The organism is Proteus sp. PR00224, from assembly GCF_016238105.1.
Lineage (GTDB): Bacteria > Pseudomonadota > Gammaproteobacteria > Enterobacterales > Enterobacteriaceae > Proteus.
In genome coordinates this window covers 150,610-171,759 of the sequence record NZ_JAEHQU010000006.1, presented here as the reverse complement: position 1 = coordinate 171,759, position 21,150 = coordinate 150,610, and the positions used below count along the sequence as shown (strand labels likewise).

The following is a 21,150-nucleotide window of genomic DNA, read 5'->3' as shown; positions in this document are numbered from 1 at the left end:
AAGGAAAATAAGATGCCAATACCTCTTACCCCAATGACAAACACTGCACTTGAATACTTAAAAAATCACCCATCTACTAAAGATTTTCATATACAAACTATTGGGCAATTTTTTACTTATCTCAAAGATTCCATTCTTTCATTGTTTAATAGTGACCATAAATTTGCTTATTTAGGAAATAAGTCTGTTGCTGAATTTAACTTAAAGCATATCAACATAGATTTACACACGTTTTTAATAAATCCATGCCTGAATAATCCTGCCAATAAAGACAAAGCAGATGCCCTTCAATATTCATTTAATTACTTACAAAATCAATCCAGTACTACACCTAATCTCTACGATGTTTATCGCTCCGGAAATATCGAGCCTAATGAGTTAATATCTCAACTTATTAATTACGGTAATAAGTTACATCAAAGAAAATTAACCGTCGAAGAAACCCAGTACTCTCAATCCGTTATAGAAATACTTAAAGAAGTGAATAAGTGTTTAGAAAAATTACCTAAGCCGTCACCACATACACAAAGCTTGATCACGAGGATATCCGAGATAACTAATAAGTAGGCAAAATCTCTTTGATTTATCCGATGATGACTTGAGCATCGCTCAGTTTTCAGGCATAACTGTATACTGTTTTGATGGAGTATAAAACAGGAGAAAGGTTATGCGCTGGCTGATGAAAAGTTTGGTATCTCTGATACTTATCGTTATTTTATTTATTATTATAATTTACGCTTTTATTCAGACTCAGTGGGGCGCGCAAAAAACCAGTGAATGGCTGACACAATACACTGACTATGATATTCGCTTCTCAGGTATTGAGCATGATCTTATGCAACCCGAACAAGTCATTGTTCATGATCTCCTCGTTAATCCTAAACAAGATAAAGCCACAGTATCGGCAAAATCAGCGCAAATTAGATTGAATTGGCAATTTTTTACCACACCATCTCATCTACAAAAAATCACCTTAGAAAACGGTTCAATTAAGCTCACTGGTAAATCGCCAGCCATGCCACTAAGTGCTGATATTTTGCAATTTAAAAATATGGCATTGAGCAACAATACTGTGGATATCACGTTTAATGCTGACAAAATAACAGGTGGTATTACACCTTGGAAACCAACATTAAATGATGTTATTGGTGCGGGTCATTTCCAATTTTCGATTGCAGAAGGCTCAATAAACAACAATCATTTTAGTAACTTTATTATTTCCGGTGAATACCAACCCGATAATATTCAAATAGAGAAACTAGGCACCCGCTTACTCAGTGGTTCACTTTCATTAAGTGGTCAATATCAAGATAATCAATGGAAATTTGATGAAGTTTATATGAATGGCTTGCGCTGGCAATCCTCGCAAACCTTTAACGAATTAATTCAGTCTCTCTCTGAATATCCCCGTATTAGCATAAGAGCACTCAATATTGTTGATTTTACTGCTGAAGGAAAACAGTGGGCAATCAGTGGATTTGATGGGCAATTTTCTCAGTTTAGTTGGGATAACGCTCTTTCATTTACAACTGGTGAACTCAATACAAATGACGTTGTTTTTCAAGATGAACACTTCACTGATCTTATCGCAAAACTCAACCAGCAAAACAATCAACTTAATCTAGATAACCTCAGTCTACGCTATGAAAAAGGCTTAATTAAGCTTGCTGGTCATTGGAATAAAGACAATAAAACCATCACTATCCAAGACGCCACACTATCAGGCATTTTATATACGCTACCTGAAAATTGGCTCAACTTTTTAGCTAAACCAATAGATAACAAGAGTAATATTCAAAATATCACTATCGAACAGTTATCTATCAATCAATCTATCTTGATTGATATCACACCAGAATTTCCATTCCAATTCACCAACTTAACAGGAAAACTGCGAAATTTAGTGGTTGCAAAAGAAGGTGAATGGGGATTATGGCAAGGTTCAGCCATATTAAATGCCGATAGTGGTACGTTAAATCGCATTGAATTACGTCGCCCTGATTTAAAAATTGTCACTCAACAAGATAACGCTATTGTTGAGCAATATTCAGCATTTATTGGTAATGGCATTGTTCGAGGTTCAGCAGGTTTAGTGCAATCTAACCAACAGCGCCAATTTTCACTTATTGCTAATGGTCTAAATGTACCTTTATCAACGCCTTATACATTAGGTTTAAAAACAACCTACTCTGATGAAATAGGCCAGTTCACACTAAAATTGAAAGGTGATTTACGTTCAAACCCAGTGGCATCAACACTTAATGGCACATTAACGGGAAGTAAAGATGAACAACAAATACTCAACTCAGTGATACAAAATGGCGAGATAATTAATCACCTATAATATTGATCTTTCGCAGGAGCACGGATTGCTCCCTTTATAAAAAGCGTTACAATGCGCTAATGCCCTTTTCTTTATTGTGGAGTTTTCATGTCTGACGAAGATTTTTCCCCTGAAAAAATATCTTTAAATATGTTTCAACAATCTCCTTTAACTGCACTTGAAGACAACAGCACACTGCTTGTGTGTGATGACAATAAAACTCCGTTGTTCTATTGCCTTTCTAAAGAAGACTATGATGTATTAATTGAGCGAGTTATGGATGCAGAGCTTGCAGCGATCGTACTTGAACGTCGCCAAAATAAATTAAATGAGCTTAATTTAGACTAATTTTATCGATGCAATAATTTGTCTTAAATAGAACAAACAAAAAAACACCCTTTCAGGTGTTTTTTTTATCGCATTTTCACAGATAAAATTAACGTTTTTTCTTTTTACGACCAGGCTGAACAAAACGCTTACGGGAATTATTTTCCGTTTCTTTGGTTTTTGTTTGAGGAATATGAATACCCAATGCTTTCGCATTACTACTAATTTGTTTTTTCGGCTTATTTTGCTTTGGTTTTGGTGGCGCTTCAGAAGTCGATTTTTCAATCGCTTCAAATAAGGTAATGAGTTCATCATCGGTCAGATCACGCCATTCGCCAACAGGTAATCCCGATAAGCTTACATTCATAATGCGAATGCGTTCAAGCTTAGTGACTTCATAACCAAAATATTCACACATACGGCGAATTTGGCGATTTAATCCTTGAACTAAGGTAATACGAAACACCATCGGCGCTTCTTTCTTGACCTTACATTTCTTGGTTTTTTGTCCCATGATAGGAACACCCGCACCCATTCCATGAATAAATTCATCTGTGATCGGCTTATTCACTGTCACAAGGTACTCTTTTTCGTGATCATTACCTGCACGTAGGATTTTATTGACTAAATCACCGTGGTTGGTCAGAAAAATCAATCCTTGTGAATCTTTATCTAAACGCCCAATTGGGAAAATACGGGTACTGTGGTTAACATAGTCAACAATATTATCTTTTTCGCCATCATCTGTGGTACTCACAATACCCACAGGCTTATTCAGCGCAATCAAAACCAGCTCAGAGTTATCCTGTGCTTCAATCAATCGACCATTGACTTTGACTTCATCGCCAGCAAATACTTGATCGCCAATACCAGCGCGTTTGCCATTAATAAGGACAAGTCCTTGCTCAATATAACGGTCAGCCTCACGACGTGAGCAGATCCCGCTTTCACTGATATATTTATTAAGACGAGTAGATAAATTGGTGTCCATGCTTCCCTCCGTAAACTGCGAAATATACATCAATTGGATAGCGATAGAAACTCTATAACACCAGCATTCAAGAATAGATTTTTTATACTCTGTTTTTTTAATAAAAAACGCAGAAAATAGAAAAGGTAACCCAAAAGAAAATAGTGATTTCCCTTTAAGTTACTCTAAAGATAGATAGCTGAATTAGCACTGCTTATTTTGTGAAGGTAAAACAATATAAGTACCGCTAAAAACAGCACCGACACCTTCATCACCACAAATATCGACGTCCAACTTAATACGTGCCTTGCTTCCCTTCGCTAGTCGCCCTAAATCCCCACTTAAATTTTCCATATCAGCAACGGCAGCAGGACGCCCTGATACAGGTTTGCGGTAACGAATATGTGCATCCACCAGCACAATATCACCTTGCAATTTATGTTCTTGCATTAATAGCCAAATCAATCCCCAACCTGTTAATGTTGCGAGTGAAAATTGGCTACCTGCAAAAATAGTGTGATGAGGATTTTGATTTCCTGCTTCAGGGATAGTGGTATAAAAACGGGTTCCTGTGTATTGAGTAATACGTAATCCCATTTTTTCACTTAAAGGAATATGTTGATGCCATTGTTTTTGTAATTCTGCACACCAATCTGGTCGATGAAGAATATCATCCAAAGACTCAATACTTTTTTTCATAAAAAAGTGCTTAATGGGTGTCGTTTGAGGACCTGTCACTAAACCACAATTTTCATAACCTAACTTTTCAAAGAAGCTTACAGACTCTTCTCGTGCACTACACACGATCCGTTTTATACCTTCTTGGCGAGCAAGCGACTCTAGCGCCATAGCCACTAATGTGCCTAAACCTTTACCTTGTGCATCTGTACGCACCGCCATAAAGCGAATAGCACCTTCATTGTCGGCATTAATATAGAGTCGCCCAATCGCAACGGGTTGTCCTGTTTCATCAACAACCATTTGATGATGAGCAAGAGTGTCATAACCGTCTTTTTCAGAGCCTTCAGGTTGATGTAGAGGTTTACGAAGCATTTCCCAGCGAAAAGCATAATAGGCATCAAATTCTGCCTCTGTCTTTGGGGTCCGTAAATGGTACATATCTGAGCTCCTTTTAACACGACTGTACGTTTGACGTTATACTTGCAGCCAAAAGGTGACTGGGCCGTCATTAGTCAGTGTGATTTGCATATCAGCAGCAAATTGACCTGTTTGCGTTTCTAAGCCTTGTTGCTGACATTGTTCAATAAAGTAGTGATAGAGATTTTTCGCTAATTCTGGGGGCGCACCGTTCGAAAACCCTGGACGCATTCCTTTTTGTGTTTCCGCGGCAAGTGTGAATTGAGATACAACTAATAGACTACCACCTGCTTGTTGCACATTTAGGTTCATTTTGTCGTTTTCATCACTAAATATACGATAGCCGCATACTTTCTCACATAATCTTTTGGCTTTCTGTTCGTTGTCGTCTTTCTCTACACCTAATAAAACCAATAAACCTTGATTAATAGCGCCGACAGTTTCACCTGCAATATCCACTTTTGCCTGTGTCACTCGTTGAATTAACGCGATCATTCTCTCTCCAAAATAAATCAATAAAAAAGGATAACAAATTCAATCTATTGTTATCCTTACAATAGCATTATTCTTCTACTGGGAGAGAAAAATCATAATCTTTGAAGTAGTCAATGATGGTCTGTTTATCAATGACATGTACACCCTTTATACCCACAGCAATAGCAGCATCAACATTGGCTTTTACATCATCAAAGAAAACGGCATCTTGTGCTTCAACATCTTCAGATTCTAAAACATACTTAAAGAGTTCAGGATCGGGTTTTCTCATGCCAAGATCTTGCGACAAGTAGAGAAAATCAGCAGAAGCCGCGATTTCAGGATAGTGTTCTGGCCAGTAATCTTGGTGTAAACGATTAGTATTTGATAACACCACAACCCGATGTCCTTGTTCTCTTAATTTGTTCATTATATCAATGACTTCAGGTCTTACTGCGATAAAAATAGCCTGCCATCCTTCAGCGAATTGCTCAAAGCTTAAGCTCATGCCAAGTTCTGAGTTAATTTCTTCAGCAAATTCGATATCTGTAATATTACCGCGCTCATGTAATTTAAAAACTTCACCGGCGGTGAAATCCTTTTTTATGCTTGCTAATGGAACACCACTCAGCTTACTCCATACTGCGAATACTCGGTTAAAATCGATATCAATAATCACATTACCCATATCAAAGATATAAAGCATAAATCCTCTCCATAATAGAAAACTCATTTTACTTTAATCATAAATCGCTTTACTGAACAGGCTTAAACACCAAAAAAGTACAATAATCACACTTAATTTTTTTGTAAAACAGAAAACCAGAAGAGGGAGAACGGAAAAATGAGACTAGAAGCATCATTATCTAGAATGGAATTATGAGGTGATGATAAAACGTTCTCTCCTCGTTTATGTTTATACAATTTTAAAATCATCATGCAACTGCGCCCAATGTAATGATAATTTTTCTTTATGCTCATCAAGCATTGGAAGCTGTTGTAATAATGAAGGCCATTGCGTTCTTGCTGTTATAACAACATCAAGTAAATGAGGCTTAATAGCGACCCAAGGTAAATCGGCTTTTTCAGCCCAACGCTCAAAATGCCCCATTGATATATCAAACCAGTGCTTTGTTCCGGCCATATTCAAAGCTAGTTTATCCTCTTTAATATAGGGTTCTGTAAATACAACATCATATAAAGGTGATAACTGAGGTGAAATACGATTGTGATAGATTAATGTCCAGTTTTTTAAATGAGCATCACCATTACCCAATAAAATATTAATGAGTAATCTTCTAGCCATTTGCTGAATATCTTTTAAACGTTCCGAGCTTGTTTCATAAATAACTTTGCCTATTTGCTCATAATTAATTTTTTGATATTTATCTGACGGAAATAACCCGAATACTTGAGCAAAATCTTCTGTATGAATACGCCCTTCTCCACTACGGTCAAAACGTTTAATGCCATAGGCATATGGCTCATTTGGTAATTGAATATCAGGTAAGTTTTTTAACTGATTTAATTCAATAAGCCTTATTTCAGGGATATCAGCACCGACACTTTCCGCTAATTTCATACAAGTATATTCATTAACAGGAACACCTTTATGAATGGTAGGCGGTGTTTTTATAATCCACATATCTTGTAAAGTATCTTCATCAATATGGTATCGACCTTTAATGAAAGATGAAGAGAATTTAACCTGTACTCCCGCTAATGAAAATTTTTTATCAACATGTTTAATATCGATTTGTAGAGGTTCTGTCGATAAACGATGCTCAAGTGCCCAATCAGGCACACCACCTGCTTTTATAGGAGTTACTAAAATGGCTCCTGGTAAATTTGCACCTAAATAAGCAAGAATAGCAAACTCATTATCAACGTGGCATTTTAATGCATTCGCGGTGTATTCCCTTAATACACCTTCAGGTAACAAATTAGATAGTACAGGCGAGATTTTTTGTGTTCGAATTTGAGGCTTATTTAAATAATCAGGATCAGATAGCTGCCTTAATGTGAAAGTCGGTCGAGTTTCTTTTGGCATCCTGACAAAATGGGGATTAAATGTCAGTATATTTTTACATAATGAGCAATAACCGCAACATCAATTCCATACAGCTGAATCTTAAGACCTTCCACTTTCTCTATCTGCTTATTCATACCTTATTCCTTTGTTTTAAACCAAAAGTCGAGATCATCCCCATCATCTTTCAAATCAATTTCGCTTTTATTCGCTATTGCAGTACTTGCAATCATAGGGTTTACATGAGAATTTTTAGTTCTGATTGATAACTCTAAATCTAGTCCTTCTAATACTCTTAGTAAGGTTGATAGTTTTAAATCACTTCCTGATTCTATACGTTGGTATTGCTGCTGTTTCATACCGATACGTAAATACATATCTTTTTGTTCAATACCTAATTTTTTACGTTGCTCTGTAATTAAATTAGCAATTTCATTAATAGTTTTCATGATTAGCTCTAAACCATTTTAGTGATTACATTGGCAATGTATACAACACTCTAGTTGTATGACAACCAAAAAACAACTCATAAATTGTATGTAGCAACAAAAACAACTTTAAAGTTGTATTTAAGGCAATAAACAATACTTAAGTTGTAAATAAAAAGAGTGGGATACAAAGGGGAAATAAAGGCGTGATTAAGAGAAAACTTATGCGGTGGCAAATTTCCCACCGCATTCGTCTGATAGTACAACTAGTACCACATACTCTAAATAATTTAAGTTACAGATAGGCGACTAGTTGAACGCAGTCAACCCTGTAACTTAAAGTATGACGAGTATAAACTCAGGGCGCTAAACGCGCCCTAAGAATTATGTTATCAGAATAAATAACGAATTAGTCTTTGCTACGGTAAGCACGACGACGATCGTTTTCTGACAGATAACGCTTACGCAGACGAATAGACTGCGGAGTTACTTCAACTAACTCATCGTCATCAATAAATTCTAATGCTTGTTCTAATGTTTGTTTCAGGTGTGGAGTCAGCGTTGTCGCCTCATCTGTACCAGAAGCACGCATGTTAGTCAGCTTTTTACCCGTTAAACAGTTTACTGTTAAGTCATTAGAGCGAGTATGAATACCAATCACTTGGCCTTCGTAAACTTCTGCACCATGAGTCACAAATAATTTACCGCGGTCTTGTAAGCTATACAGTGCGTAAGCAACGGCTTTACCTTGGCCATTAGAGATCATAACACCGTTATTACGGCGACCGATTTCACCTGGACGAACATCATCATAGTGACTGAATGTTGCATACAGTAAACCAGTACCTGATGTCATGGTCATAAATTCAGTACGGAAACCAATCAGACCACGGCTAGGGATAATGTAGTCTAAACGTACACGTCCTTTACCATCTGGTTGCATATCACGCATTTCGCCTTTACGTTCACCCATCGCTTGCATCACATCACCTTGGTGCTGTTCTTCAATATCGATAGTGACTTGTTCGAAAGGCTCTTGTTTACGGCCGTCAATATCACGGAAGATAACTTTAGGACGAGATACACCTAATTCGTAACCTTCACGACGCATATTTTCGATCAGAACTGACAGGTGAAGCTCACCACGACCTGATACACGGAATGCATCTGGATCTTCAGTTTCTTCTACACGTAATGCTACGTTATGGACTAACTCTTTTTTCAGACGATCTAAAATCTGACGAGAAGTCACAAACTTACCTTCACGACCACAGAAAGGTGAAGTATTAACACAGAAATACATGCTAACAGTTGGTTCATCAACGGCTAATGCAGGTAATGCTTCAACAGCACCTGTTTCGCAGATCGTATCAGAAATATTCAGTTCGCCTAAACCTGTGATTGCGATGATATCGCCAGCTTCTGCGACTTCAACTTCAATACGTTCTAAGCCTAAGTGACCTAACACTTTACCGACTTTACCGTTACGAGTTTTACCTTCGCTATCGATGATAGTCACTTGCTGGTTAGGTTTAACCTTACCACGCTTAATACGACCGATACCGATAACACCTAGGTAGTTGTTGTAGTCCAACTGAGAAATTTGCATCTGGAATGTGCCGTCCAGATCAACTTTTGGTGGCTCTACATATTTGACAATAGCTTCATATAACGGAGTCATATCTTCAGCCATGTCATTGTAATCTGTTCCCGCAATACCGTTTAATGCAGATGCATAGATAATTGGGAAATCAAGTTGTTCGTCAGTTGCGCCTAAGTTTACGAACAGGTCAAATACCTGATCAACAACCCAGTCTGGACGCGCACCAGGGCGGTCAACTTTATTGATAACAACAATTGGTTTTAAGTTGTTAGCAAACGCTTTTTGTGTCACAAAACGAGTTTGTGGCATTGGGCCATCCATCGCGTCAACCAGCAATAGAACGCTGTCTACCATAGACATAACGCGTTCTACCTCACCACCGAAGTCGGCGTGTCCTGGGGTATCTACGATATTGATACGATAGTCATTCCATTTAATCGCTGTATTTTTCGCAAGAATAGTAATTCCGCGCTCTCTTTCGAGATCATTTGAGTCCATCACGCGCTCAGCAACGGTTTCACGTTCGCCGAACGTACCAGATTGCTGTAGTAATTTATCGACGATAGTTGTTTTACCATGGTCAACGTGGGCGATGATGGCGATATTACGCAAGTTTTCGATCACAAAATTTGCCTCAGGCATTGTAGAAATAAGCGCAGTATTGTACACGCTTTAGACGAGAGACTAAACAAGATCACAATAATGATTGCTTAACAATATGCAATTAATTGAATTGTGATCCTTTTCACGCCTCAGAATTTAGTAGTATCCGTTCGCTTGCACCAAAACAGTGCAATTAATTAGGCTTAATTTGCACCAACTTTGTGCAATAATTAAAAAATCACAGGAGATATTCTACACTAAACTTCATCAATACAGTATATATCCCTTTTTAGATAAGTTGGCATGCTTTTCGCAATAGAATTTAGGTGAGCAAAAAATTCACCGAAAAAATGTGTAAGGCCACTGCACTCAATAAAACCATTCGCCAGGAGAGTTCCTATGTCCCTTGAACATGTATTATCCATGATTGAAGAACATAAAGTTAGATATATTGACTTACGTTTCACTGATACCCGCGGTAAAGAACAACATCTTACTATTCCGGCTCATCAGGTTAACGATGATTTCTTTGAAGAAGGAAAAATGTTCGATGGCTCTTCTATTGGTGGCTGGAAAGGCATTAACGAATCAGACATGGTGCTGATGCCAGATGCAACAACCGCAATGCTTGATCCATTTTTCCAAGATCCAACCCTGATTATTCGTTGTGACGTTTTAGAACCAGGCACAATGCAAGGTTATGATCGCGACCCACGCTCTATCTCAAAACGTGCTGAAGACTATTTAAAATCAAGTGGTATCGCAGACACAGTACTGTTTGGACCTGAGCCAGAGTTCTTCCTATTTGATGATATTCGTTTCAAAAACGATATTTCTGGCGCATCTTACGCTATCAACGATATTGAAGCGGCATGGAACACCAATACCAAATATGAAGACGGCAACAAAGGTCACCGCCCGATGGTTAAAGGTGGTTACTTCCCACTGCCACCCGTCGATTCATCACAAGATATTCGTTCTACTATGTGTAACATCATGGAAGAAATGGGCTTAGTCGTTGAAGCTCATCACCATGAAGTCGCAACTGCGGGTCAAAATGAAGTGGCTACTCGCTTTAATACCATGACCAAAAAAGCAGATGAAACCCAAATTTATAAATACGTGGTACAAAACGTAGCTCACGTATTTGGCAAAACAGCGACCTTTATGCCAAAACCATTAGTGGGTGATAACGGCTCAGGTATGCACTGCCATATGTCACTGTCTAAAAACGGTGTAAACCTATTTGCAGGTGACAAATACGGCGGATTATCTGAAATGGCGCTGTATTACATCGGCGGTATTATCAAACACGCTCGTGCGCTAAATGCATTTACTAACCCAACGACTAACTCTTACAAACGTTTAGTCCCAGGTTTTGAAGCACCTGTAATGCTTGCTTACTCTGCACGTAACCGCTCAGCGTCAATTCGTATTCCTGTGGTTGCCAGCATGAAAGCGCGCCGTATAGAAGTCCGTTTCCCAGATCCTTTAGCAAACCCTTATTTAGCGTTTGCGGCTCAGTTAATGGCTGGTCTTGATGGCATTATCAATAAAATTCACCCAGGTGATGCTATGGATAAAAACCTCTATGACTTACCGCCAGAAGAAGCAAAAGAGATCCCAACTGTCGCAGGTTCATTAGAAGAAGCATTAAATACATTAAATGCAGATCGTGAATTCTTAACCCGCGGTGGTGTATTTACTGATGATGCTATTGATGCTTATTTAGAATTATTACGTGCTGATGTTCAACGTGTACGTATGGCTCCGCATCCTCTTGAATTTGAAATGTATTACAGCGCTTAAGACCTTTTATTGATAAAAACTTAAGCCTAGATGTAAAACTGTTTTTTTTGCCGTGAAGCTATTTTGCCCATCTTCGGATGGGCACTTTTCTCCCCTTTAAGGAGTCAGTCTTTTCACTTACGCATTGGTTCATTAATGTAATAAAGGTAAGATGCACTAAAATGGTGCAACGGGGTATTGAATATGGAAACGGCAGACTTACCTGACAACACATTAATTTTAAACTCATTGATACACTCTGTATTGGTTATCAACAAAGAGTTTATTATTTGCTACGCAAATCATTCTGCGTTACAGGTTTTAGCACAAAGCCGTCGAAAATTATTTGAAACGCCTTTCACTGCCCTTTTCAGCTATTACTCTTTTGATGCTGATTTAATGCGTGAAACATTAGCGAATGGACAAAGCTTTACCGACAATGAAGTAATATTGGTTGTAAATAACCAATCACACACAATGTCGCTCAGTGCCCAACCTATTTCCGAGCAACACATTTTGCTGGAGCTGGCGCCTATGGATAGTCAACGCCGGTTAAGCCAAGAGCAGATACAACAAGCACAGCAAATGGCAGCGAGGGAATTGGTTAGGGGGCTGGCACATGAAATTAAAAATCCGTTGGGAGGATTACGGGGCGCGGCTCAATTGCTAGCAAAATCCTTACCTGATCCAGCTTTAACGGAATATACACAAGTCATTATTGAACAAGCTGATCGCCTACGTGTGCTGGTGGACAGATTACTCGGTCCCCAACATCCAGGGACAAAAATACATCAGAGTATTCACCATGTTGTTGAGCGTGTTGCTCAGCTTATTTCGCTCGAATGCCCTGAAAATGTCACCTTACTAAAAGATTACGATCCCAGCTTACCTGAGTTATCACATTACCCAGATCAAATAGAACAAGTACTCCTGAATATTACACGCAACGCCTTACAAGCCGTCGAAAAAACAGGGGGAACGATTATTTTGCGTACCCGTACGGCTTTTCAAATCACACTTCATGGCGAACGTCACCGCCTTGCTGCGCGTATAGATGTGATTGATACTGGTGATGGTATTCCTCCTCATCTACAAGATACGCTTTTTTACCCCATGGTGAGTGGTAGAGAAGGTGGTAATGGATTAGGGCTCTCTATTGCGCGTAATTTAGTGGATCAACATGCAGGTAAAATTGAATTTACCAGTTGGCCCGGAAATACTGAATTTTCTATTTATTTACCAATTAAGTAGGAGATAACCAATGCAAAAAGGAAATGTATGGGTTGTTGATGATGACAGCTCCATTCGCTGGGTACTTGAACGTGCCATTTCTCGTGAAGGTATGTCTTGTAAAGCCTTTGAACATGCGAATGATGTGCTTAATGCACTCAATACAGAACAACCTGATGTATTGTTATCAGACATTCGTATGCCTGATATCGACGGTTTATCTCTTTTAAAAATAATTAAAGAACAATATCCAACTCTGCCCGTTATTATTATGACGGCACATTCTGATCTCGACGCTGCCGTTAATGCCTATCAACAAGGGGCATTTGATTACTTACCAAAGCCGTTCGATATCGACGAAACATTGGCATTAATTGACCGCGCCATTACTCATTATCGCGAACAAAAACAACCGAATACCGATGAAACCTTGCTACAATCAGTTACAGATATGATTGGTGAAGCACCTGCAATGCAAGAGGTTTACCGTATTATTGGTCGGCTTTCTCGCTCCTCAATTAGTGTACTTATTAATGGGGAATCGGGTACAGGCAAAGAGTTAGTGGCACATGCATTACATCGTCACAGCCCAAGAGCGTCCTCTCCTTTTATCGCGCTAAATATGGCGGCAATTCCTAAAGACTTGATTGAATCAGAGCTTTTTGGTCACGAAAAAGGGGCATTTACAGGCGCCTCTCAAGTACGCCAAGGTCGATTTGAACAAGCAAATGGCGGTTCACTGTTTCTTGATGAAATTGGTGATATGCCTCTTGATATTCAAACACGTTTACTGCGAGTCCTTGCTGAAGGGCAATTTTATCGAGTAGGCGGTTATGCCCCAGTAAAAGTCGATGTACGTATTATCGCCGCAACTCATCAAGACTTAGAAAAGCGAGTTCAAGCCGGTGATTTTCGTGAAGATCTCTATCATCGCCTCAATGTCATACGCATTCAGTTACCACCATTACGCGATAGAACCGAAGATATTCCTAGCTTAGCGCGCTATTTTCTGCAAAAAACAGCAAAAGAATTGGGTGTCGAAGCCAAAGTTCTTCATCAGCAAAGTTTACAAATAATGATGGAATACAACTGGTCAGGTAACGTCAGACAATTAGAGAATGTGTGTCGCTGGTTAACGGTAATGACGGCAAGCCAAGAGATTATGCCTCAAGATTTACCACAAGAAATTCGCCAACCTGATGAAAAAGCAAAAAATATCAGTCGAATTGCTGCTTCTCAACATTGGTCACAGCATCTTTCATTATGGGCAGATGAAGCATTAGGAGAAGGGAAAGAAAACATCTTAACAGATGCATTACCTCAATTTGAGCGTACTCTTTTACTAAGCGCCTTAGCATATACGCAAGGGCATAAACAAGATGCAGCACGATTATTAGGTTGGGGCAGAAATACATTAACCCGCAAATTAAAAGAGTTAGGGATAGAGGAATATTGATCCCCTAACCCTTCATCAATTAAATTACACGCGAGAATTGACGTTGGCGCATTTGATTTCGTAAATACGTATCGAAACACATACAAATATTACGAATAAGCAGGCGCCCTCTTGGTGTTACTTGAATACCATCTTTTGTTATTTCAACTAAACCGTCATTCTTCATTGGCACAAGTAATTCTAAATCTTCTTTAAAATAGTCATGGAAGACAATATTGTGCATTTTTTCAATATCAGAAAAACGCAGACTAAAATTACAAATTAAGGTTTTAATCACATCGCGGCGAATACAATCATCATTAGTCAGAGATAAACCTCGCCATAGTGCATTTCCTTCACTATTAACGCGCGCATAATACTCTTTCAATACTTTTTCATTTTGCGCATAGTTATCACCTAACATACTTATTGCAGAAACTCCCATGCCTAATAAATCACACTCTTCATGAGTGGTATAGCCTTGGAAATTACGGTGTAAAATACCTTTACGCTGAGCAACCGCTAATTCATCATCCGGTTTAGCAAAGTGATCCATACCAATAAACTGATAGCCGTTTGTTGTCAGCGTAGAAATTGTCTCTTGTAATATTTCTAACTTCTCTTCTGCTAAAGGGAGATCTTCATCTTTAATTTTACGCTGAGCCGCGAATAAATTAGGTAAGTGCGCATAATTGAAAACACTCAATCTATCTGGTGATAGTTCAATAACGCGTTTTAATGTAAAGGCAAAACTCTCTTTGGTTTGCTTAGGTAAGCCGTAAATTAAGTCAATGCTGGTGGAGTGAAAACCCACTTCACGCGCACGCTCTACCAATGCAAAAATAAATGCTTCGTCTTGCTCACGATTTACTTTTTGTTGCACTTCTTTATTGAAATCTTGCACCCCCATACTCAGGCGATTAAATCCTTCATAACGTAGATGGTCGATAACATCTAGCTCAATTTCACGAGGATCAATCTCAATAGAGAGTTCTGCATTATCAACAAAATGAAAATGGTGACGTAATAGCGAAACCAATCGACTAATCTGTTGCTTATCCAGAAAAGTAGGTGTACCCCCGCCCCAATGCATTTGAGTCACTTTTCTGTCTTTAAAATAGCGTGCTCTGTTAATAATTTCTTTTTCTAAAACATCAAGATATTCATCTGCTTTATGTTTATGGCGCGTAATAATTTTATTACAGCCGCAGAAATAGCACAGCTTATGGCAGAAAGGAATATGAACATAAAGCGATAAAGGGCGCTCATGATAGCGTTGAGTCGCTTTGATAAAATCATCATCGCCATATTGCTGATTAAACTCTAATGCTGTTGGGTATGATGTATAGCGAGGACCTGAATAGTTATACTTATGGATCAGGTCAAGATCCCAAATAATTGTTTGTTCTGACATGCCTCTACCTTCCAAAAGTGAACCGCTGATATCTCATACCAGCAAACAGACATTATGAATATCTGAAAGAATAGTGTAACCAATAAATCGGGAACTGAATATGATCGAAAGAGGTATCGTATAAATCCCTATCTTCTTATTGATAGGCAATAACACTCAAATATATGACGTGATGCAAATCACATTATGTAAAAATAGTCTTATCCATTAAAGATATTCATAAATAAATTAAGTTTATTCAATATGTTAGTGGTTTTAATTCATCGTGAAATATCAGAGGAGAACTTTTACGCCGAGTTTAAAACGATATATTACTCAAAATACGATTTAAATTAATTAAATATCTCGTTATATTAGTTTTATTATTCTTTTATTCCCTCTTAATTCGATGATTATAATAATAGTAACAATTATATCTTTACCTAAATTATAATATTACATATCCTAGAGACAAACATTGATTAATATCCAACTAGGTCGTGTTTTGATTTAAATTTGAGGACTATTTAAAGAATAAAGGTCGCTATATTACAAGGAAAGATAGCATCCCCCATACCTTATCTTATTCTCTTTGACGTTTCTCTTATTTAATCAGTCTCTTTTATATACCCGAATTATGGATTATTAACCACGGAAGGAAACGGACTGGCAACCAAGGATGGTTTATCCTTTCAATGACAACTCCTCTTTTTTATTTACTCTCTATTTCATACTTATTCTGTGATAAATATAGGTAGTATTACCCAACATCAAATAAGAATAATTATTATTTCGCAAATAAAATAAGGCTCTGCTTATTTTAAATTAATTAAACAGAGCCTTTTCATTCTTATGCTTATTTTATTGCATTTGCTTATTCTGCTTCTTTACCATAACTAGGAGAGCGAGGACCATATAGAATACCGTTCGCATTTCCTGCTGAAAGTAAACGTACACTTGTTATACCTGCAATTTGGTAGCTTTTGTCTGATACTGTATTCACAATTTGATTCACAACAGCTGAGACCAACATCCCTACTAAACTACCTGATGAACCGTCTGTTTCCGTACTTGATGCCGTTGCAGAACTACTCCACAACACACCACCATTACGAAGGTCAACAAGCTTAGCAGTAACGGTAACTCGCGTATCACTAGAAATAATTTGATATGTCGTTCCGAACTCTTTGATATCTAAGTATAAAACAGCATCAGCACCAAAGATTTCACGTAGTTTATTAGGACTTACTGCATGAATATCCCCAGCCATGGATAAACCATTTTGCTTAAATGTCTCTTCAACGACAGCAACAGGGAAAACATAATATCCCGCTTCTGCCAAAGGATATGTTACTTGAGATAAGAAACTGTGCCCCGCGCCAACTTCCGTTGTATGGTTTTGAGGTACTAATACAAGAATACTTTTTGGCTTACTCTGTTTAAAGGCAGTGTAATCTGTTTTGATAGGTTGGGCGCAACCCGTTAATACCAACGCAAAAGCCAAGCATATTAAAGCGAATAAGCGACTCATTTTTGCATTCCTTTGTTTTTCATCAGACGATCCATAAATTCCGCTGATTCAGGGTAAAGTACTTTTTCTTCATTAAATTCTGCCATTGCTAAATCTAATGCGCCCGTCGCACCATATAACATCCCTAAATGCGCATGTAATCCTGGCGGAATACCTAATGATTTAGCACGAGAAAGTTCAATGCTTTTCTTCAATGCATCAATTTGTGCTTGAGGATCACTTTCACTTTGTTGATAGTGCTGATATACCACTTGTTGATAACTGTCCCAGTTATAAAGTGGTTTAGGGCCACTTGCACAGCCCGTCAGTAATAATGCCCCTAAAATAAGGCTTATTAATGATTTAGACATCGTTATATCCTTATAAAAGCGTATTATTTTGAAGGCTGCCAAGCATTGCTCTCAATACCTGCAACTAAGTTATTAACTGCTTCACGAATAGCTAAATCAAGCACTTTACCGTTCAGTGTTGAGTCATAGCTTGCTGTTCCACCAAACCCAATGATTTCACGGTTAGAAAGCTCGTATTCACCCGCACCTTGAGATGAGAACACGACTTCTGATGTATTCACATTCACAACGTTTAAATTCACTTTTGCGTAAGCAACCTGTGTTTTACCGCGACCTAAAATACCGAATAATTGACGATCACCGACTTCTTTACGACCAAATTCTGTCACATCGCCAGTGATCACATAAGTAGCGCCTTTCAATTGTTGGCTTTGCCCTTTAATGCCGGCTTCTTCTTTTAATTCAGATAAATTGGCTCTGTCTAATACATTAAAACGCCCTGTTTGTTGTAAGTGCGTCATTAAAATAGTTTTGGATTGATTTCCTAATCTATCAACTCCATCAGAGAAGATCCCATTCATATAACTAGAACGGTTATCAAACTTACCGATAGAAATCGCGCTTTTTGCACCTGTGTAAGTCGTGTTATAGGTTGCTACTTTAGCCACTTCTAAAGAGCGTGAAGATTCTGATGCACACCCTGCTAGTAATGAAGCAGAAATCATGATCAAACCAAACGATAATTTATTTAAATTCATATTAATAACCCAATAAAGGTGAAATAAACCCATAGATATTCATTCTATTAATTGAAGTAGAGTTGATATAAACAGAAATAATACTTTTCAGTTTTAGCTCAAGGAGTCACCCTTAAAAACCTCAATAATAATAAGGTTAAAAGGCTATCAACCCTTATTTGATAATATAAAGGCAATCGGCGATGGGGAGAATAGATGATGGATGATAAAAATAATAACAAATAAATATAGAGATAAAACAGAGAATGCTTTATCTATTATTTTTTCAATATCCCTTAAGTCAGTTTAAAATTAAACCTATAAAAAAAAATGGAAGAGAATTTATATTACTTTGCTATTTAATTAGTTCTTATAAATATTTTCATCTAAAGAAAACATCTAAATCATATGTAATAAAAAACGCGATATAACCAATATTGATTATATCACGCTCATTATTTTCGTTCTTTTTACTCACTAATGCGATAGCAATAAATGCACTATTAGCGATTAGCGTTTTTTCCCAAAAGCTGCTGCTAAAGCATCACCCATTGCGCTATTTCCTGCATTATTACCATTATTCATTGACTGACGGTTATTACGAGCTGGTTTTTGCCCTTTGTTATTTCTAACAGAATTCGTGGTATTTGATGATGATGGTTTTTTATCACTATCACCCGCGACTTCATCTAAACGCATAGTCAGTGCGATGCGCTTACGAGCTAAATCAACCTCTAGAACTTTAACTTTAACAATATCTCCAGTTTTCACCACAGTATGTGGATCTTCAATAAATCGATCTGCTAAAGAAGAGATATGAACCAAGCCATCTTGGTGTACACCGATATCAACGAATGCACCGAAATTAGTCACGTTGGTCACAGTCCCTTCAAGGATCATGCCACTAACTAAGTCATTCATCGTTTCGACACCTTCAGCGAAAGTCGCCGTTTTAAACTCTGGACGTGGGTCGCGCCCTGGTTTTGCTAACTCTTTTAAAATGTCATTAATCGTTGGCAGACCAAACTGCTCTGTAATAAATGCTCTTGCATCTATTTGTGAAATTAAAGCGCTATTACCCATTAAATCATCAATTTTCTGATGGGTAGATTGCAGAATATTTTCAACAATAGGATACGCTTCAGGGTGAACCGTTGAAGCATCAAGCGGGTTTTTACCATCTCGAATACGTAGGAAACCGGCACATTGTTCAAAGGCTTTCGGCCCTAAACGTGCCACTTTGAGTAACTGTTTTCTATCAACAAAACGACCGTTTTCATCGCGCCAGCTAATAATATTTTGAGCAATAGATTGGCTAAGCCCTGCAACACGCGTTAGTAACGGTACTGATGCTGTATTTAAGTCAACACCAACACCATTCACACAGTCTTCAACGACAGTATCAAGTTTTCTCGCTAATAATGTTTGGCTAACATCATGCTGATATTGACCCACACCAATTGACTTAGGATCAATTTTTACAAGTTCAGCCAGAGGATCTTGTAAGCGACGCGCGATAGAAACCGCACCACGGATAGAAACATCTAAATCAGGGAATTCATTAGCAGCAAGCTCTGACGCTGAATATACCGATGCGCCCGCTTCACTAACAATCACTTTTTGTGCTTTCACTTCTGGATAGCGTTTTACTGTTTCAGCAAAAAATCGCTCTGTTTCACGAGACGCCGTACCATTACCAATCGCCACTAATTCAACATTATGCTTAATACATAACGCAGCTACACTTGCCGCCGCTTTATCCGCTTGTCCTGTATGTGGATAAATTGTATCTGTAGCAATTAATTTGCCGGTGCTATCAACAACTGCAACTTTAACACCTGTACGTAAACCTGGATCAAGCCCCATTGTGGCACGCATGCCAGCAGGCGCTGCCATCAACAAATCATTAAGATTACGTGCAAAAACATTAATTGCTTCTTCTTCCGCTTTTTCGCGTAGTTGGCTCATTAATTCGGTTTCAATATGCATTAAAACTTTTATACGCCAAGTCCAGCTTACGACAGCTTTACGCCAACTATCCGCAGGTTGATTATTTAAACGTAACCCTAAATGCTCTGTAACCAGTTGTTCGCCGTAGCTCTCTTTGGGTGCTTCTTCAAATTGCGGATCTGGATTAAGTGATAATTGAAGAATACCTTCGTTACGACCACGAAACATAGCTAATGCGCGGTGAGAGGGAACATTAGCGATAGGCTCATGGTGATCAAAATAATCACTAAACTTCGCCCCTTCAGCTTCTTTACCCTCAATCACTTTGGCAACAAGATGCGCATTTTTCCATAAATATTGGCGAACTTTTGCTAATAATCCCGCATCTTCTGAAAAACGTTCCATCAAAATATAACGTGCGCCATCTAAAGCGGCTTTGGTGTCATCAACACCTTTTTCTGCGTTGATATAAGCGGTTGCCGCTTCTTCTGGATTATTTTGTGGTTCATTCCACAGTAAATCCGCTAAGGGTTCTAATCCATTTTCAATCGCTATCTGACCACGAGTACGGCGCTTAGGCTTATAAGGAAGATAGAGATCTTCCAGTTCTGTTTTACTTTGAGTTTCATTAATTGAAGAGCGCAGTTCTGGTGTCAGTTTTCCTTGTTCTTCAATTGATTTTAAAATTGTTTGGCGGCGATCGTTGAGTTCCCGTAAGTAACTGAGGCGAGTTTCTAATTGACGTAATTGCGTATCATCTAATCCGCCTGTGACCTCTTTACGATAACGGGCAACAAATGGCACCGTATTCCCTTCATCCAGTAACGTTATAGCCGAAAGGACTTGCTGGGGCTTAACAGAGAGCTCATCTGCAATAATTCGGCTTAATGATTCATTCATAAAATATTTACCTACCGAGAGGAATAGTTAAAAAAGATGGC

At 38.3% G+C, this 21,150-nt stretch carries 18 protein-coding genes; 6 read left to right on the top strand and 12 right to left on the bottom strand.

Features of this window, described 5'->3' with window-relative positions; translation table 11 throughout:
• Positions 1-12 precede the first annotated feature (12 nt).
• The 3 genes from JEP71_RS12085 (at position 13) to JEP71_RS12075 (ending at position 2,671) form a co-directional block, all read left to right on the top strand.
• Positions 13-567: a hypothetical protein gene (locus tag JEP71_RS12085; protein ID WP_198620074.1), complete on the top strand. Its 555-nt coding sequence runs from the start codon at positions 13-15 to the stop codon at positions 565-567.
• Between the two features lie 100 nt (positions 568-667).
• Positions 668-2,344 carry an AsmA family protein gene (locus JEP71_RS12080; RefSeq protein WP_198626302.1) on the top strand — a complete coding sequence of 559 codons (1,677 nt, stop codon included), beginning with the start codon at positions 668-670 and terminating at the stop codon, positions 2,342-2,344.
• An 87-nt stretch (positions 2,345-2,431) separates the two neighbouring features.
• On the top strand, positions 2,432-2,671 hold the full coding sequence (locus tag JEP71_RS12075) for a hypothetical protein (RefSeq protein WP_198620076.1): 240 nt from the start codon (positions 2,432-2,434) through the stop codon (positions 2,669-2,671).
• A gap of 88 nt (positions 2,672-2,759) precedes the next feature.
• Here the strand turns inward: JEP71_RS12075 and rluF are convergent, their stop codons facing one another.
• The 7 genes from rluF to typA all read right to left on the bottom strand — a co-directional run bounded on the left by rluF (position 2,760) and on the right by typA (position 9,894).
• Positions 2,760-3,641 (bottom strand): 23S rRNA pseudouridine(2604) synthase RluF, encoded by an 882-nt coding sequence (gene rluF / locus JEP71_RS12070; RefSeq protein WP_098941675.1) that lies wholly within the window; start codon positions 3,639-3,641, stop codon positions 2,760-2,762.
• A gap of 183 nt (positions 3,642-3,824) precedes the next feature.
• Positions 3,825-4,739, bottom strand: a complete 915-nt coding sequence (gene fabY, locus JEP71_RS12065) for a fatty acid biosynthesis protein FabY (protein ID WP_100159682.1) — start codon at positions 4,737-4,739, stop codon at positions 3,825-3,827.
• Positions 4,740-4,775: 36 nt separating this feature from the next.
• Entirely contained in the window at positions 4,776-5,213 is a 438-nt protein-coding gene (gene dtd, locus JEP71_RS12060; RefSeq protein ID WP_072064855.1) for a D-aminoacyl-tRNA deacylase, read from the bottom strand.
• A gap of 67 nt (positions 5,214-5,280) precedes the next feature.
• A complete protein-coding gene (yihX, locus tag JEP71_RS12055) occupies positions 5,281-5,898 on the bottom strand; it encodes a glucose-1-phosphatase (protein ID WP_109373676.1) in 618 nt (205 codons plus the stop codon).
• A gap of 210 nt (positions 5,899-6,108) precedes the next feature.
• Entirely contained in the window at positions 6,109-7,242 is a 1,134-nt protein-coding gene (locus tag JEP71_RS12050) for a type II toxin-antitoxin system HipA family toxin (RefSeq protein ID WP_311747435.1), read from the bottom strand.
• A 119-nt stretch (positions 7,243-7,361) separates the two neighbouring features.
• Positions 7,362-7,670: a helix-turn-helix domain-containing protein gene (locus JEP71_RS12045; RefSeq protein ID WP_198626301.1), complete on the bottom strand. Its 309-nt coding sequence runs from the start codon at positions 7,668-7,670 to the stop codon at positions 7,362-7,364.
• Between the two features lie 388 nt (positions 7,671-8,058).
• Positions 8,059-9,894: a ribosome-dependent GTPase TypA gene (gene typA / locus JEP71_RS12040; RefSeq protein ID WP_198620077.1), complete on the bottom strand. Its 1,836-nt coding sequence runs from the start codon at positions 9,892-9,894 to the stop codon at positions 8,059-8,061.
• Between the two features lie 360 nt (positions 9,895-10,254).
• Here typA and glnA point away from each other — a divergent pair, with 360 nt between their 5' ends.
• The 3 genes from glnA (at position 10,255) to glnG (ending at position 14,329) form a co-directional block, all read left to right on the top strand.
• On the top strand, positions 10,255-11,664 hold the full coding sequence (gene glnA, locus JEP71_RS12035; RefSeq protein WP_088494326.1) for a glutamate--ammonia ligase: 1,410 nt from the start codon (positions 10,255-10,257) through the stop codon (positions 11,662-11,664).
• Positions 11,665-11,847: 183 nt separating this feature from the next.
• Positions 11,848-12,894: a nitrogen regulation protein NR(II) gene (gene glnL, locus JEP71_RS12030; RefSeq protein WP_198626300.1), complete on the top strand. Its 1,047-nt coding sequence runs from the start codon at positions 11,848-11,850 to the stop codon at positions 12,892-12,894.
• Between the two features lie 10 nt (positions 12,895-12,904).
• Complete coding sequence (gene glnG, locus JEP71_RS12025; protein WP_198626299.1) at positions 12,905-14,329, top strand: nitrogen regulation protein NR(I); 1,425 nt, start codon at positions 12,905-12,907, stop codon at positions 14,327-14,329.
• A gap of 19 nt (positions 14,330-14,348) precedes the next feature.
• Here glnG and hemN read toward each other — a convergent pair whose 3' ends face one another.
• From hemN to JEP71_RS12000, 5 genes are all read right to left on the bottom strand, one after another.
• Positions 14,349-15,722 (bottom strand): oxygen-independent coproporphyrinogen III oxidase, encoded by a 1,374-nt coding sequence (gene hemN / locus JEP71_RS12020; protein WP_198626298.1) that lies wholly within the window; start codon positions 15,720-15,722, stop codon positions 14,349-14,351.
• Between the two features lie 853 nt (positions 15,723-16,575).
• The gene (locus JEP71_RS12015) at positions 16,576-17,232 is read right to left on the bottom strand and encodes a DUF799 domain-containing protein (RefSeq protein WP_198626297.1); all 657 of its coding nucleotides are present in this window, start codon (positions 17,230-17,232) and stop codon (positions 16,576-16,578) included.
• Positions 17,229-17,582 (bottom strand): DUF4810 domain-containing protein, encoded by a 354-nt coding sequence (locus JEP71_RS12010; protein WP_160230784.1) that lies wholly within the window; start codon positions 17,580-17,582, stop codon positions 17,229-17,231. Before JEP71_RS12010 ends, JEP71_RS12015 begins: the two co-directional genes overlap by 4 nt.
• 23 nt (positions 17,583-17,605) lie before the next feature.
• Positions 17,606-18,280 (bottom strand): CsgG/HfaB family protein, encoded by a 675-nt coding sequence (locus tag JEP71_RS12005; protein WP_100159734.1) that lies wholly within the window; start codon positions 18,278-18,280, stop codon positions 17,606-17,608.
• 489 nt (positions 18,281-18,769) lie between these two features.
• Positions 18,770-21,109 carry a Tex family protein gene (locus tag JEP71_RS12000; RefSeq protein WP_198626296.1) on the bottom strand — a complete coding sequence of 780 codons (2,340 nt, stop codon included), beginning with the start codon at positions 21,107-21,109 and terminating at the stop codon, positions 18,770-18,772.
• Between the last annotated feature and the right edge of the window lie 41 nt (positions 21,110-21,150).

What these genes read in the sequence shown, in the direction of transcription:
- glnA (WP_088494326.1), top strand. Translation starts at nt 10,255, where the DNA reads ATGTCCCTTGAACATGTATTATCCATGATTGAAGAACATAAAGTTAGA.
- hemN (WP_198626298.1), bottom strand. Translation starts at nt 15,722, where the DNA reads ATGTCAGAACAAACAATTATTTGGGATCTTGACCTGATCCATAAGTAT.
- JEP71_RS12080 (WP_198626302.1), top strand. Translation starts at nt 668, where the DNA reads ATGCGCTGGCTGATGAAAAGTTTGGTATCTCTGATACTTATCGTTATT.
- glnG (WP_198626299.1), top strand. Translation starts at nt 12,905, where the DNA reads ATGCAAAAAGGAAATGTATGGGTTGTTGATGATGACAGCTCCATTCGC.
- JEP71_RS12085 (WP_198620074.1), top strand. Translation starts at nt 13, where the DNA reads ATGCCAATACCTCTTACCCCAATGACAAACACTGCACTTGAATACTTA.
- dtd (WP_072064855.1), bottom strand. Translation starts at nt 5,213, where the DNA reads ATGATCGCGTTAATTCAACGAGTGACACAGGCAAAAGTGGATATTGCA.
- JEP71_RS12075 (WP_198620076.1), top strand. Translation starts at nt 2,432, where the DNA reads ATGTCTGACGAAGATTTTTCCCCTGAAAAAATATCTTTAAATATGTTT.
- JEP71_RS12050 (WP_311747435.1), bottom strand. Translation starts at nt 7,242, where the DNA reads ATGCCAAAAGAAACTCGACCGACTTTCACATTAAGGCAGCTATCTGAT.
- JEP71_RS12045 (WP_198626301.1), bottom strand. Translation starts at nt 7,670, where the DNA reads ATGAAAACTATTAATGAAATTGCTAATTTAATTACAGAGCAACGTAAA.
- JEP71_RS12010 (WP_160230784.1), bottom strand. Translation starts at nt 17,582, where the DNA reads ATGTCTAAATCATTAATAAGCCTTATTTTAGGGGCATTATTACTGACG.
- JEP71_RS12005 (WP_100159734.1), bottom strand. Translation starts at nt 18,280, where the DNA reads ATGAATTTAAATAAATTATCGTTTGGTTTGATCATGATTTCTGCTTCA.
- typA (WP_198620077.1), bottom strand. Translation starts at nt 9,894, where the DNA reads ATGCCTGAGGCAAATTTTGTGATCGAAAACTTGCGTAATATCGCCATC.
- JEP71_RS12000 (WP_198626296.1), bottom strand. Translation starts at nt 21,109, where the DNA reads ATGAATGAATCATTAAGCCGAATTATTGCAGATGAGCTCTCTGTTAAG.
- fabY (WP_100159682.1), bottom strand. Translation starts at nt 4,739, where the DNA reads ATGTACCATTTACGGACCCCAAAGACAGAGGCAGAATTTGATGCCTAT.
- rluF (WP_098941675.1), bottom strand. Translation starts at nt 3,641, where the DNA reads ATGGACACCAATTTATCTACTCGTCTTAATAAATATATCAGTGAAAGC.
- glnL (WP_198626300.1), top strand. Translation starts at nt 11,848, where the DNA reads ATGGAAACGGCAGACTTACCTGACAACACATTAATTTTAAACTCATTG.
- JEP71_RS12015 (WP_198626297.1), bottom strand. Translation starts at nt 17,232, where the DNA reads ATGAGTCGCTTATTCGCTTTAATATGCTTGGCTTTTGCGTTGGTATTA.
- yihX (WP_109373676.1), bottom strand. Translation starts at nt 5,898, where the DNA reads ATGCTTTATATCTTTGATATGGGTAATGTGATTATTGATATCGATTTT.